17 protein-coding genes and 1 pseudogene are annotated in these 14,116 nt (G+C 24.2%); 8 read left to right on the forward strand and 10 right to left on the reverse strand.

Features of this window, described 5'->3' with window-relative positions:
• Positions 1–78: 78 nt before the first annotated feature.
• From NX779_RS01515 to udk, 8 genes and pseudogenes are all read left to right on the forward strand, one after another.
• Positions 79–984, forward strand: a complete 906-nt coding sequence (locus tag NX779_RS01515; RefSeq protein WP_259430441.1) for an N-acetylneuraminate lyase — start codon at positions 79–81, stop codon at positions 982–984.
• Positions 959–2,644 (forward strand): sodium:solute symporter family protein, encoded by a 1,686-nt coding sequence (locus tag NX779_RS01520; RefSeq protein WP_259430442.1) that lies wholly within the window; start codon positions 959–961, stop codon positions 2,642–2,644. Before NX779_RS01515 ends, NX779_RS01520 begins: the two co-directional genes overlap by 26 nt.
• An 8-nt stretch (positions 2,645–2,652) precedes the next feature.
• Positions 2,653–3,102 (forward strand): NanQ anomerase/TabA/YiaL family protein, encoded by a 450-nt coding sequence (locus NX779_RS01525; RefSeq protein ID WP_259430443.1) that lies wholly within the window; start codon positions 2,653–2,655, stop codon positions 3,100–3,102.
• Positions 3,095–3,967 (forward strand): ROK family protein, encoded by an 873-nt coding sequence (locus tag NX779_RS01530; protein ID WP_259430444.1) that lies wholly within the window; start codon positions 3,095–3,097, stop codon positions 3,965–3,967. Before NX779_RS01525 ends, NX779_RS01530 begins: the two co-directional genes overlap by 8 nt.
• Before the next feature lie 232 nt (positions 3,968–4,199).
• Positions 4,200–4,646, forward strand: a pseudogene (locus NX779_RS04515) (ROK family protein); the annotation flags it as partial.
• Between the two features lie 198 nt (positions 4,647–4,844).
• Positions 4,845–5,042 (forward strand): hypothetical protein, encoded by a 198-nt coding sequence (locus NX779_RS04520; protein WP_375162444.1) that lies wholly within the window; start codon positions 4,845–4,847, stop codon positions 5,040–5,042.
• A 157-nt stretch (positions 5,043–5,199) separates the two neighbouring features.
• A complete protein-coding gene (locus NX779_RS01540) occupies positions 5,200–5,694 on the forward strand; it encodes a hypothetical protein (RefSeq protein WP_259430445.1) in 495 nt (164 codons plus the stop codon).
• Between the two features lie 131 nt (positions 5,695–5,825).
• Positions 5,826–6,458, forward strand: a complete 633-nt coding sequence (udk, locus tag NX779_RS01545; protein ID WP_259430446.1) for a uridine kinase — start codon at positions 5,826–5,828, stop codon at positions 6,456–6,458.
• 25 nt (positions 6,459–6,483) lie between these two features.
• Here the strand turns inward: udk and NX779_RS01550 are convergent, their stop codons facing one another.
• The 10 genes from NX779_RS01550 to NX779_RS01595 all read right to left on the reverse strand — a co-directional run bounded on the left by NX779_RS01550 (position 6,484) and on the right by NX779_RS01595 (position 14,092).
• A complete protein-coding gene (locus NX779_RS01550; RefSeq protein ID WP_259430447.1) occupies positions 6,484–7,311 on the reverse strand; it encodes a hypothetical protein in 828 nt (275 codons plus the stop codon).
• Positions 7,312–7,465: 154 nt separating this feature from the next.
• Positions 7,466–8,179, reverse strand: a complete 714-nt coding sequence (locus NX779_RS01555; RefSeq protein ID WP_259430448.1) for a YebC/PmpR family DNA-binding transcriptional regulator — start codon at positions 8,177–8,179, stop codon at positions 7,466–7,468.
• A 5-nt stretch (positions 8,180–8,184) separates the two neighbouring features.
• Entirely contained in the window at positions 8,185–8,820 is a 636-nt protein-coding gene (locus NX779_RS01560; RefSeq protein WP_259430449.1) for a deoxynucleoside kinase, read from the reverse strand.
• A 44-nt stretch (positions 8,821–8,864) separates the two neighbouring features.
• Positions 8,865–9,617: a pseudouridine synthase gene (locus tag NX779_RS01565; protein WP_004427112.1), complete on the reverse strand. Its 753-nt coding sequence runs from the start codon at positions 9,615–9,617 to the stop codon at positions 8,865–8,867.
• A 78-nt stretch (positions 9,618–9,695) separates the two neighbouring features.
• Entirely contained in the window at positions 9,696–10,310 is a 615-nt protein-coding gene (gene scpB / locus NX779_RS01570) for an SMC-Scp complex subunit ScpB (protein WP_259430450.1), read from the reverse strand.
• Complete coding sequence (locus NX779_RS01575) at positions 10,300–11,142, reverse strand: segregation and condensation protein A (RefSeq protein ID WP_259430451.1); 843 nt, start codon at positions 11,140–11,142, stop codon at positions 10,300–10,302. Before NX779_RS01575 ends, scpB begins: the two co-directional genes overlap by 11 nt.
• Positions 11,143–11,154: 12 nt before the next feature.
• The gene (locus tag NX779_RS01580) at positions 11,155–11,616 is read right to left on the reverse strand and encodes a hypothetical protein (RefSeq protein ID WP_259430452.1); all 462 of its coding nucleotides are present in this window, start codon (positions 11,614–11,616) and stop codon (positions 11,155–11,157) included.
• An 86-nt stretch (positions 11,617–11,702) separates the two neighbouring features.
• Positions 11,703–11,993, reverse strand: coding sequence for a hypothetical protein (locus NX779_RS01585; protein ID WP_259430453.1), 291 nt, complete (start codon positions 11,991–11,993; stop codon positions 11,703–11,705).
• A 196-nt stretch (positions 11,994–12,189) separates the two neighbouring features.
• The gene (locus tag NX779_RS01590) at positions 12,190–12,573 is read right to left on the reverse strand and encodes a hypothetical protein (protein WP_259430454.1); all 384 of its coding nucleotides are present in this window, start codon (positions 12,571–12,573) and stop codon (positions 12,190–12,192) included.
• Between the two features lies 1 nt (position 12,574).
• Entirely contained in the window at positions 12,575–14,092 is a 1,518-nt protein-coding gene (locus NX779_RS01595; protein ID WP_259430455.1) for an MFS cation transporter, read from the reverse strand.
• Positions 14,093–14,116 lie beyond the last annotated feature (24 nt).

Consider the following 14,116-nt stretch of genomic DNA (forward strand, 5'->3'; position numbering starts at 1 on the left):
TGCCCTCAGTGTTATTAATTAATCTCAAATGATTATAAATAAAACACTTAAAAATTTATGTGAAAGGATAAAATACCTATGGATAAATTAAAAGGTGTTTTTGCCGCTTTATTAATACCATATAAAAAAGATGGTTCAATTGATAAAGAGAGCTTAAAAAAGTTTATTGATTATAACATCGAAGTTTCTGGTGTTGATGGATTATATGTTAATGGATCAACAGGAGAAGCATTCTTATTATCAAATAACGAAAGAAAAGAAATTTTAGAAATCGTTGCTAAACATGTAAATAAAAGAGTTCCATTAATTGCTCAAGTTGGTTCTTTAAATGTTTATGAAGCAATCGAACAAGCTAAATTAGCTGAAGAATTAGGATTTGATGCAGTTAGTGCAGTTACTCCATTCTACTACAAATTTAGCTTAGATCAAATTCTTGATTATTATAGAGAAATTAAAAAAGCAACAAAACTTCCATTAATTGCTTATTACATTCCAATTCTATCTGGAGTTAATTTCTCAATGGAAGCGTTTGAAAAATTATTTGCTATTGAAGGTGTTGAAGGAGTTAAGTTCACTGCAACTGACTTATACACTTTAGAAAGAATTAAAGCAAAATTCCCTAATAAATTAGTTTATTATGGATTTGATGAACAACAATTATCTGCATCAATTTACAACATTGATGGATTTATTGGTTCAACATTTAACGTTAACGCTAAAAAAGCTAAACAAATTTTTGAACTTGTAAAACAAAATAAAAACAAAGAAGCATTAGCTTTACAAAAAGACGTAAATGATTTTATTGATATAGTATTAGCAAATGGATTATACGCTATATTAAAAGAAATCATCAGACAACATTACAACTTAGATGAAGTATTTTGTAGATTACCTATGACTCAATCAATTTCAAAATATGCTGATAAAGCAAAAGAAATTAAAGAAAGATTTTTAGCAAATGACTGTTCTTGCGAATGCAACTAATAAGGGTAGTTTTCATTGAGTCGACTATCTAGTATTAGGAATATATTTACTATTTACTTTAGGTATAGGTTTATATTTTAAATTTAAATCTAAACTACAAAAAGCAGAAGGTACAGAAGAGTACTTTAAATCTGGTGGAAAAACACCAGGATGAGTAGCTGGTTTTTCAATTTATGCTACAACACTATCAGCTATTACTTATATGGCTACGCCAGCTAGAGCGTTTTCAACTGACTGATTATTTGCATTCGGAAATTTAACAATTTTTATTGCAACTCCATTATTAATCAGATTCATGATCCCGTTCTTCCAAAAATTAAATGACGTTTCAGGATATGGATTCTTAGAAAAACGTTTTAGTTACTTTTTAAGAGTATTTGCCAGTGTGATGTTTATTTTATTCCACATTGTGCGTGTTGGATTAATTATTTACCTACCAACTATTGCTTTAACAGCTGTTACAAATCTTAACCCATATCTAATTGCTATTTTCATAGGAATTATTTGTGTGGTATCTACTGTATTAGGTGGATTGAGTGGAGTTATTTGATCTGACTTTATTCAAGCTGTTGTTTTAATTGGAGGTATTGTTTTAGCTATTATCTTTGCTTTAGCTAAAATGCCAAACTTAGGAGATGTAAATAGCATAATTGTTAACAACGGTAAATTATTACCAAAAGAAGCTATTATTCCACAAAGTTTTGCTAAACCATTTATTTTAACTTTATTCTTCGGACAATTAATTAACACTTTCTATCAATACATCGGAAGTCAAGATGTTGTTCAAAGATATAAATCAAACAAGAGTTTCAAAGAAGTTAAAAAAGGTCTTTGAACAAATGCGATTTTATCATTAATAACTATTTTCTTATTCTATGGAATGGGATCATTGTTATATGCATACTACAACCAAACACTTGGTCTAGTTGGTCCAAAAGAAATTGCAAAAAACTTAGGTATTCAAGAAGGTCAAATTTTCCCTTACTTTATTGTTACTGTTTTACCAATTGGTATTAGTGGATTAATTATTGCTGGTATTTATTCAGCATCAATGAGTACTGTTTCTTCATCACTTCACTCAGCTGCAACTTGTTTAGTTCAAGATATTATCGTTAGAATTAAACCTGATATGTCAGACAAAACAAAAATGAACTGAGCAAAAGGAATCATTTTAGGAATAGGTATTTTAGGAACACTTGTTGCTGTTCTATTGATGGTTGTTAAAGCAGATGATATTTTAAACCTATTTGCTGGTATTATTGGATTATTTGGAGTATCTGTTACTTGTATTTATATTCTTGGAGTATTTACAAAAAGAACTTCAAATATTGGAGCAATAATTGGTGGTATTTGTGGATTAATAATTATTGCAGTACCATTTGTATTAAGTCAAGCAAAAATAGCTACTAATGTTGATCAATTCTACTTTATTATTCTTGCATTCATAGTTTCATTATCAGTTGGATATCTATCAAGTTTCATATTCAAAAACAAAAAAATTGATGAATTAGATGGATTAACAATTCATACTTTCTCTAAACAAGACTTTAACCAAATGGTTGAAGAAGGAGAAAAAGAATGACAAGAAATTAAAGAAAGCGAAAAACAATTCAAAAAAGAACTATTGAATAAAATTAAATCAAAACGTTCAAATAAATAGGTGTTAATATGATTTATGATAAAGTAACAAATATTAAAAAATATTTAAATATTCACAAAAACATTGATAAAGCAATTAACTTTATTTTAAACAACGATATTAAAGATTTAAAACACGGTATTAATCAAATTGATGAAACACTGTTTTATAACAAATTTGATGTTACAGCTTTAGATGTAGAAAATGCAGTTTTTGAATCTCATGATAAATATTTAGATCTTCATATTCTTGCAGTTGGTGATGAATATATTGGTCACAGATTTGTTGAAGATTTAAATGAAGAAGTTGAATATAATCAAAAAGATGATTGTTACTTATATGCAACTAAACCTTCAAAAACTATTTATCAAAACACAAAAAGTTTTGCTATATTCTTCCCGTGAGATGCTCATGCTCCAAAAATAAAAGCAAACGAAAAAGAAATTACAAAAGTAGTATTTAAAATCTTATATGATTAATAAGAAATTTCTAGCTATTGATATAGGTGGTACATCTATTAAGTACGGTGTTTTTAATAGTGATTTAGAACCTATTGAACTATTTACTGTTCGTACAAGACCTTGAAAAGATGCATTAGTAAAACAAGTAGAACATATTGTTAAAAAACATTTATTTGTTGATGGTATTGCTATTGCAACTGCTGGAGTTGTTGATGAATTTGGAACAATTAAATATGCTAATTCAAATATTAGAAATTATTCATCATTTGAATTAAAAAACTTTGTAAAAGAAATTCTAAACAAATATAATCTTGATATTCCAGTTAAAGTTATTAATGATGCAAATAGTGCTGCTTATGCTGAATATGTTTTAGATCCTAATTATAAAAACTCTGTTACATTAACTTTAGGTACTGGAGTTGGTGCTGGTATTATATTAAACGGACAACTTTTAACTGGAGTTAATGGAACTGCTGGAGAATTAAATGCAATTAGATTATTTAATTCTAAAAGAAAAGTTGATACTGAATTATCTTGATCAAAATTTGTTAGAAAACTAAGAATATCTTTACAAACTGATAGTATGGATATATGAGATCTTTATCAAACTAACAATTTTGCAAAATATAAATTAAATAAATACTTAGATAAATTAGCTAATCTATTAAGTATTATAAGTTATACACTTAGTGTGGAAGTAATTTATATTGGTGGAGGATTTAGTTATTGTAATGTCAATATTCTAAAAATCTTAAACGAGAAATTCAAACAATCTTATAGTTTTTATAATATTAATCCAGTACAAATTAAATATGCAATGAATAAAAACAATGCAGGTATGTTAGGTGTATTACATTTATTGATTGATAAACATTTTAAATAGAATTAATACTACAAAAAATCTTTATATATTTATAAAGATTTTTTTATTTATGATTAGATAAATAGTTTTAAAATTTAGTTTAGTATTTAAAATTTTTACTTTTGAAAAGTCTATAAAATTAGATACAATTTATATTAAGGTGTTATTTATTAATAACCTAATTTTACAAAAGATAATATAACAAAGGTGGTATTTAAAATATATTAATAATAAAAAGTTTTTAGCTATTGATATTGGTGGTACAGCTATTAAGTATGGTGTTTTTCATTCTGATTTAGAACCTGTTGAATTATTTAGTATTCCAACAAAACTTTCAAGAGAAGAATTATCAAAACAAGTAGAAGACATTATTAAAGATCATTTATTTGTTGATGGTGTTGCTATTGCAACCGCTGGAGTTGTTGATGAATTTGGAACAATTAAATATGCTAATTCAACTATAAAAAATTACACAGGATTTGAATTTGAAAAATTTGTTCAACAAGTTTTAAAAGAAAATAATCTTGATCTTCCAGTTAAAGTTATTAATGATGCAAACAGTGCTGCTTATGCTGAATATGTATTTGATACAAGTTATAAAAACTCTCTTACTTTAACTTTAGGTACTGGAGTTGGTGCTGGTATTATATTAAACGGACAACTATTATTAGGTAATAATGGAACTGCTGGAGAAGTAGGAGCAATTAGATTATTTAATTCTAAAGAAACTATTGATAACGAATTATCTTGATCAAAATTTTATATAAATGTAAAAGAAACTTTACAAATTAGTAATCCTGATATTTGACAGTTATATCAAACTAATGATTTTATAAAAGAAAAATTAGACAAATACTTAGATAAATTAGCTAATCTATTAACTATTTTAAGTTATACAATGAGTCTTGAAGTGATTTATCTTGGTGGAGGATTTAGTAATTGTGATCCTAACATTTTAAGAATGTTAAATGAAAGATTTAAACAAAATTACAATTTCTATAATATTAATCCAGTACAAATTAAATATGCAATGAATAAAAACAATGCAGGTATGTTAGGTGTATTACATTTATTAATTAACAAACACTTTAAATAGAGTTTAAATTAACCTCACAATTCTGTGTAAAAAACATAGAAATGAGGTTTTTATATGTTAAAAATACAATATAAGCGTTTAGAATTGATATCTAACTTGCTGACTATTTATACAAGTTAACTATTAATGTAAAATAAATATTAAAGGAGATAAAAAAATGAAAAAGAAACATCTATTAAACTTTTTATCAACATTTTTTATGTTTATACTTGTTATAATCGCTAATGAATCTTTTGGTTATGGAAATAATCAACATTTACATGTATTAGGAAAAGAAACAACTCCTTATGCATTAGCTGTTACAGGTTTTGTATTTGCAGGACTTGCTTTAGTAATACCGTTTTTATTAGCTTTTATAAAATCTAAAAAAATTAAAAAACATGAAAAATTATTAATCATAATAAATATGTCAATATTAATTTTAGCTACAATGTTTTTAATCATCGCAGTGCCTTTCTTTATTGCAGTACTAGGATTTAAAGCTCTTACTCCTGGATTAGGAATTATAATTTTATATTTAGTTGGTATATCATATGCAATACCTACTCACTTTAAAATTATTCTAGAAAATAAAGATTGTTCAAAAGATTGTTCACACGATAAAAAAGACGAAGAAAAAGAAGATAAAAAAGACGAAAAAGATAAAAAATAGAGTTAATAAGTAGAAACATTTTTTTGTTTTGCTACTTAAGCTCTATTTTTTTTAAAATTTAATTTAATAAAGTCTTTATTATAAAAAAGAGCAATGCTAAAATAACAATAATATTTAAATTAGGAGTGTTTATGAGCAAAAATAAAAAAGTAAGTATTATTTTAGTTGCAGGTGGAAGTGCTAGTGGTAAAAGCACAGTAGCTGATAGAATAGCTAATAAGATTTTAAAAGATAAGTCAGTTTCTCACATTTCAATGGATGATTATTATAAAGATTTTAGCGAACTATCAATTGATAAAAGAAAACAAATTAACTTCGATCACCCCAACTCAATTGATATTGATTTATTAGTGCAAGATTTAATGAAATTAAAAGAAAGACAAAATATCACTGTTCCAATCTATGATTTTGTAAAATCAACAAGAACAGATCAAACAAAAGTAATTAAAGCAAGTGATGTAATTATTTTAGATGGTATATTTGCTTTATACTTTGAAAAATTACGTGAACTAGGTGATATAAAATTATTTATTAAAACTGCTGATGATTTACGTTTTATTAGAAGATTAGAACGTGATACAAAAGAACGTGCAAGAAGTATTGAAAGTGTTATTCACCAATACTTAACAGAAGTAAAACCAATGCACGATATTTTTATTGAACCTACAATTGATCACGCTGATCTAATTATTCCTTATAAAGAAGGAAATGAAGTAGCAATTGATATTGTAACTACAAAAATAAAAGATTTATTAAATGAATAATAAAAACCTGGACTACCAGGTTTTTTTAAACAATAGTAAATGGACCAGTTCATTTATAATGATTATTTCAAAAGTTAAATATTTTCATAACTGGAATATAAGTTAATTTAATTGACTGAGCATAAGTTCTTGCTGCTTTAAAATCAAATTCATATTCATTTATAGCTGATTTAACTAATTTAGTTACTTCTTCATTGTAATATATTTCTAATCTATTTTTATATTTCATTGATATGTAGTAATTTATAAATAAACATAAAATAAAAGCAAAACATAAATATCCAGATACAGGATTAATTCAAAATCAAGTTAACGTATATTGAGAATTAGATACAACTGCACTTGATGAGTGAATTTGATTAAATTCGTTTGTAATTTGATTGTAAAGATATAAAAATAATGAGAATGCAAAACTAATAGCAATTAATGATAAAAGTGTGTAAGGTATTATATAAATTAATGTTTTATAAAAACTAAGTTTGTTATCTTTTTGGATTTGTTTTGCTGAAATTCATAATCTTGAAATTAAATAATCTATTTCATAACCTGTAGATTCAAAAATACGTTTACTAATAATAATTTGTTTTTTAGATTTGTTTACATTTCTAAAAATTTTTATCATCTTTTCAGTATCAGCGTAAATAACTTCATAATCTTTTAAATTAAACATAATTTTAAAATTTAAAATTATGTTATTTATTTCAGTTGAAGTAATGTTATTATTAGAACTATTAATATAAGGTACTTGATGATTTATATAAGTTTTTGTATAGAATAAATACAACATTAATATAGAACCTAATAAAAATATATTTATTATTAGTAATACTAAATTTAATAAATTATATTGCATACCCATACTCCTTTACTAATAAATATATTTGTATTTTAAACTGCTGTTATATTTATAATTTTAAACCATTTATACTGTTAAAAAATAATATTTGTTTAAGTAGAAACATTTCTATTAAAAATAATAAAAAACCGAGTTTTAATCTCGGTTGAAATTATAATTCTGCATTATGATAAACGTTTTGAACGTCTTCTAGATCATCTAATTTATCTAAAAGTGCTTGTAATTGTTTTTTAGTTTCTTCATCACTAATAACAATTCTTTCATCAGTTGGAATCATTCTAGTTTCAGCAACAATATATTCTTCAACACCTAGTTCATCTAAAGCTTTTTTAACGCTTGCAAATGATTTAAATGGAGCGTAAACAACAATATCACCATCTTCGCTTACAACATCATTAACATCAACTTCAGCTAACATTAATCCTTCTAATACTTCTTCAACAGTTCTGTTTTTAAATACAAAGATTGAAGCATCTTCAAATAGAAAACTTACTTTTCCTTCAGGATTTCCATTATTTTTATTAAATACTTCTCTAATTGAAGCTGCAGCACGGTTAACGTTACTTGTTAATGCATCAACAATAATCGCAACATTACCAGGACCCATTCCTTCATATCTGTTTGCAACATAGTTTTCTGCATCTCCACCAGCTGCTCTTTTAATAGCTCTTTCAATTACATCTCTTGGAATTTGATTTGCTTTAGCTTTATCAATAACTGAACGTAATGTTAAGTTTGAATTAGGATCAGTTCCACCTTGTTTTGCAGCCATGTAAATTTCTTTTGCTGCACGTCCATTTGCTGCAGATTTTTTAGCAGCTGTTTTTGCCATAGAGGCCGCTCTAACTTCGTGTGCTCTTCCCATTATTATTATTTTCCTTTACTTTTTAATTCTTTTTCCACTTCTTCTAATTTAGCCATGATTATTTCCATTTTTTTATCAATGTCTTCTTCATCAGCATCAACTACAAAGAAAGGAAAATCATAAATATTTTTATTATAGAATTCTTCATAATCTCTATTTAGTAATTCTCAATAAGAATTATCAATTAAAAGCTCTTGTGGTCTTCCTCTTTGAGCAATTCTTCTGATTGCTGTTTCAGTTGAAACTCTTAAATAAATTACTATATCAAATTTTACTCTTTCATCTGGAAGTTTTAAATTTTCTAAAACAACATTGTCATAAAAGTCGATATAAGTTTTATAATCAGTTTCATTAACATTACCTAAATCATAATTAACTTTCATAAAGATAGGATCTTCTAAAATAGTTCTATCAAAAATTATATCTTTTAATTGATGAGCTTGTTTTAGTTGTTTAGATCTAGCAGTTAACATATAAATTTGCATTTTAAAAACTGTAGCTTTTAGATCTTTATAATAGTCATCAAAATAAGGATTTTCTTCAATTGGTTCTGGAAAGATTTCATATCCTAATCTTTTACTAATCTCAGCTGAAACTGTTGATTTACCAGCACCAACTGTACCAAAAATAGCTATTCTCATTGTCTTCCTCCTAAGTTGTTATTAATTATATTGTAATAGATTAATTAGCGATCTTTTTGTTTAATTGACTTATAAACTCCATAAAGTTTTTTAACTTCATTAGGTTTCAACTCTCTATACTCACCTGGTTTTAGATCACCGATCTCTAAAAACTCAATTTTAGTTCTCATAAGTTTAACTAAATTCATTTCACCAGCTTCAAACATTTTTTTAACGTGATGTTTTCTACCTTCAGCAATTGTTAATTCAACAATAGAAATATTTTTTTCTTTATCGTATTTTAATAATTTAGCATCAATTGCTTTAGTGAAATAATTTTCATCAATAGTTACTCCTTTAACTAGTTGAGCAACTTGTTTTTTTGAAACTTGACCTGAACACATTCCTTGATAAGTTTTAAAAAATTCATATCTTGGATGCATTATGAAATTAGACATCTCTCCATCATTAGTCATGATTAACAATCCACTAACATCATAATCTAATCTTCCAATTGGATAAACTCTATGATTTAAGTCTTTAAAATAATCAGCAACTGTTTTTCTTTTTTTAGGATCATACATTGTAGTTAAAACAAGTCTTGGTTTATAAAATAAATAATAGTATTTTTGATTATTTGAATCTGAAATAACTTCTTTATTATTAATTTCTATTTTTGCGTTAGGTTCAACTTTAGTTCCTAATTCAGTTACAACAATTCCATCAACTTTAACTCTTCCTTGAGTTATTAGTTTTTCAGCTGCTCGTCTTGATGCATAACCTCTAGAAGCAATTACTTTTTGTAATCTTTCTTTCATATTTCCTCCATTATTAAACCAATAATTCAGCTCATTGAATTGTCAGTAATTAATTTATTTATTATATTTTATAATCATTTACTCTTCAATATCAAAATCTTCGACTTGATCAAACAAGTGTTGATTTTCTTGTTTTTGTTCAGCTTCTTGTTGTTCAATTAATTTATCAATTTCTTCATCACTAATAGTTGGTAAACTTTCCATTCCACCTTGTAGATTAAAGATTTTAAAGAAATTATCAGTAATAGTATATAAATTAGCACGAGTGTTTTCGTCTTTTTTAGCAACTCTAATTAATTTCTTTTCTCTTAATTTATACATTTGATAAGCTGAATCACTACTTCTTAAAAAATCAATTTGAGATTTAGAAATCGGTCCTTTATAAGCAATAATAGATAAAACTTCAATTGTTGATTGAGATAATTTTCTATTGTTTTCTTGTTTTTCTAATTTAGCAAAATATTGGTGTAATTCTGGTTTTGTTTGCATACGGTATTTATTATTTCCAAATGCTTGAATTGATAAAGCACAAGTCTCATCATCTTGATATTTTTTATTTAATTCAATAATAGCTTGTTTAATATCATTTGGTTTTATTGTGTCTAATACATTTTGAATCTCAAGTAAAGAAATTCCATCATCACCATATATAAATAATAATCCTTCAATAATAGCTTTAATATTAGTATTCATTATTCTTCTCACTTTCTCATTGTTCTAATTGTCTATTTATAATGCTTTCATCTTCAATAACTTCTCTTTTAAACTCTACAAAAATATTATTATCACGTTGATTTATATTCATTATTTGATATCTTGTTAAATCTAAAACTGCTAAAAAACAAGCAACTATATTTTTAGTATTTAATCCAATACCGTCTAACAATTCAAATAAAGTTCATTCTTTAATTTTATTAACTTTCATTTTATTAATAATAGTTGTTGTGATTTGTTGAGGTGATATTGTTTGAGTAGTTAGTGTTTGATAAATTTCGTTTTCAAAATCAAAATCTTCATTATATTCATTGAATTTTGATTTACTAATAACTGATTTAAATATTTCAGTAAACATATCTAAATCAATATCTAATGGATCTAATAAAAGTTCATCTGATTGAAATTCAATTTCTTTTGCAAAGTTTTGTTTTGATCTTTTTTTAGATAATGTTTCAAAATATAGATTTTGACTTTGAATAAAAAAATCAGTAGCTATTTTAATTTGATTATATTGTTCAATACGTTCAACTAAATCATCAAAATCATGATCTTGATCAATTTGTTCATCATCAACAATAGGTATTAATTTACGTGATTTCATTTCAATTAATTGAGCTGCAATTGTTAAATATTCACTAGCTATTTCAATATCTAATTCTTTTTGTTGTTTAATATAATCTAAATATTGATCTACTATTTCTAATAAACTTAGTTTAACAATACTGATTTTTTTATCTTTAATCATTGTTCATAATAACTCAATTGGTCCTGAAAATTGATCTATAGTAACTTGATCTCAGCGTTTCATATAAACCTCCTATTAAGTATTGGTATTTAATTCTATTAATCTATTAATTTCATCATTATCTTTAAAATCAAATTCAATTTGTAACATAACTCTACATATAATAATAAATAAAGATTGTATTTGAATACTAATGTTTAAACTTTGTTGTTTAGTTGAATAAAATTTATCTAAGTTGTTTTTAAGTTTATCTAAAAGCATAAAAATTTGTGATTTATCTAATAGATCAAGAAACTCATTACTTCTATTCATACTTCCACGTGTTTTATAAAAGACATAACTTAAATTTACAAAATCTTTACTAAAATTATAATCAGTTTGAAATTTATTAATTGGTTTTAAATTATATTTTAAGTTTAAATGTAAAATGTTAAATATCATTTTATTAAAGTTTGAATATAAATGATTAAACATAGTTATTTGTTGGTGATATTCTTTATCTCAAATATCAAAATAATCACTTTTAGCATCATACAAATTATTTTCTAAACTTTGTTTTATATAAAATAATAAATTAGCTTTAATTTGAGTAAAAATATTTAAATTACAAAAAGCATCTTTAGCTAATAAAAGTGATAATAAACTTTTAATAAATAAATGAATTGATAAATTTTATTAACATCTAATTGATTTTGATCTTCAGAAAAAGTGATATCTAATTGATGGTGTTGATTTTTTAAATCTTTATTTAAATAATAAGTTATTTGATCATTTTCTAATAAAAATTTATCAATTAGATTAAAAGTGTAATTTGTTATATCTTCTAATTGATGATCACTTATAACTACTTGTTTTGCTATTTGAATTAATTTATTTAATTTAATAATGTTTAAATCTAAATCTTGATTAGTCATATTTACTCTCCATTAACAATCAACAACAATCATAAAAGTGTTTTGATATCATCTAAATCTTCTGATTTTTACATCAATTTGAGTTTGATAAAACTCAGTTAATAAATCATAATTAATTGATTCTTTTAATTTTTGATTATTTAAAACTATATTAATTGAATTTTGTAATTCTACAACTTTTTATCTATTCATTTTATTAATTTATTACAATCATCAATTTCATTATTTGTAATAGCATTTTTGAGTATAATTGTTCGACATTTTCTTTATATGTTCTAGTTTCTTCTAAATAATAATTAAGTTCTCTAAACATTGTAAAATCCATCGATTCATAAAAACTAGTTTTTAATTGATCATTTATATCTGTATGTAAAATACTAAATAAATCTGATTGATCAACACTGATTCTATTATTTAAACTAGCTGTTGCTTTAATAATTTGAATTAAAAAATCAATTTGATCATTTGTTAAATTTAACTTGTGATTATTATTTCAATAATTAATAAAATCTTTAGCTATTTTAAAATTAATATTTTCAGTTTCTATATCTAATAAATTTTGATGTTTTAATAATTTCATATTATTCTCTTACCAATCTAGTATTCATTTTATATTCAGTATTTTTTCTTGTAATAGCTAATAGTTTAACTTTAAATCCATCTAAATCATTATATTCAGCAATTATTTTAGGACCTATTCAAATTACAATTACTAAATAGATTCCCATAAAAACAAATAATAATGAACAGTTAACATAATAAGCATTATTTATAAGTGTTAAAAATGTTCTAAGTTCATTTAGTATTTTTCCTTGAGATATATCTGCTTTAAAAATACTTTCATAATCTTTAAAAAGTTCAAATAATCCTATGTTATAAGTTTTTAAAATATTAACAACAATATAAGGAATTAAAAATCCTATTGCTTCTAAACTTGTATAAATTCCTATAATAGGAGATGTTCTTACACGATAATTTCACATCAATGCAATTCCAAATCAAATATAAAAAGTTACAAATAACATTAATCCAAATAAGAAAGTTAAAGATAAAATTAAATAAATATTATGAACAAAAGTAATTAAAACTACTCCTATCATTAAAAATGTAGTTAATAGTGAAATCGATTTAATAATACCTATTTTTATAATTATAAATTTGTAGAAAATATAAGCTAGTACAATTTGACCTAAAAGGAAGAATAAATTATAAGTTTTTAAAAATATTAAAGCATTTGCATTATCTTGATATTCTAATTTAGTGACTGCTACAACATACATTTCAAATAAAGGAGTTTTAATTAAAGCATTAATAATACCAATTAAAAATCCAATAACCATTAACCAAATGATAACTTTTTTATTTACTTTTTGAACTGATTCTAAAATTTCATCATCATGTTTATGAACGTTTTGTCTTCTTTCTTTTATTAATAATGAAATCGCAAAAGATAAAATTATACAAATTAAACCAATTACAAATAATGAAGTTGTTCCATAAGCATTAAAACTGTTTGTTTTAGCAATGATTAATGAATAAATTTCAGTTCCAATAAATGAAGCAAAAGTAATTACCATACCACATTTCATTGAAGTAATTATTGGAAATAATCTTTCATGATATTGTTCGTTACAAAATAAAAAATAAATTGTTTTAGATGATATTGCAACTCCTACTAAAATAGAAAGAATAATCACATTTAAAGGATCTGGAGTTGAGATTAAAAAACCTGTTAAAGTAGCAAAAAAACAAGCAGCATTAGATATTCATATTCAAATTCTTCTTTGTCTTAATCAAAAAGTTCACTTAACTGCAATTGGATTAAGTAATGCTGAAAATAAAATATAACTTCCAATAAAAGCAAATGATACTAAAACTGAAGTAGGTAAAGATAAAGTTGAATCATTTAATGCATTAAAAACATCTGAATTTATTTTTATTAAAAAAGTAATAGCAATTCAAAATAAACCCATTTCAATAAAAAACAATCTCTTTTTTCTAGATGTTTTATTTTTATGAGATATTAATTGTGCTAAAACTAAACCTATAATGATAATTATTGGATTAACGATGTATAAATCCCATCTTAAGTTAGTCATCTTACTCACCAAATTCTACTTACT

This window comes from Mycoplasma cottewii (assembly GCF_024918975.1).
Lineage (GTDB): Bacteria > Bacillota_I > Bacilli_A > Mycoplasmatales > Mycoplasmataceae > Mycoplasma > Mycoplasma cottewii.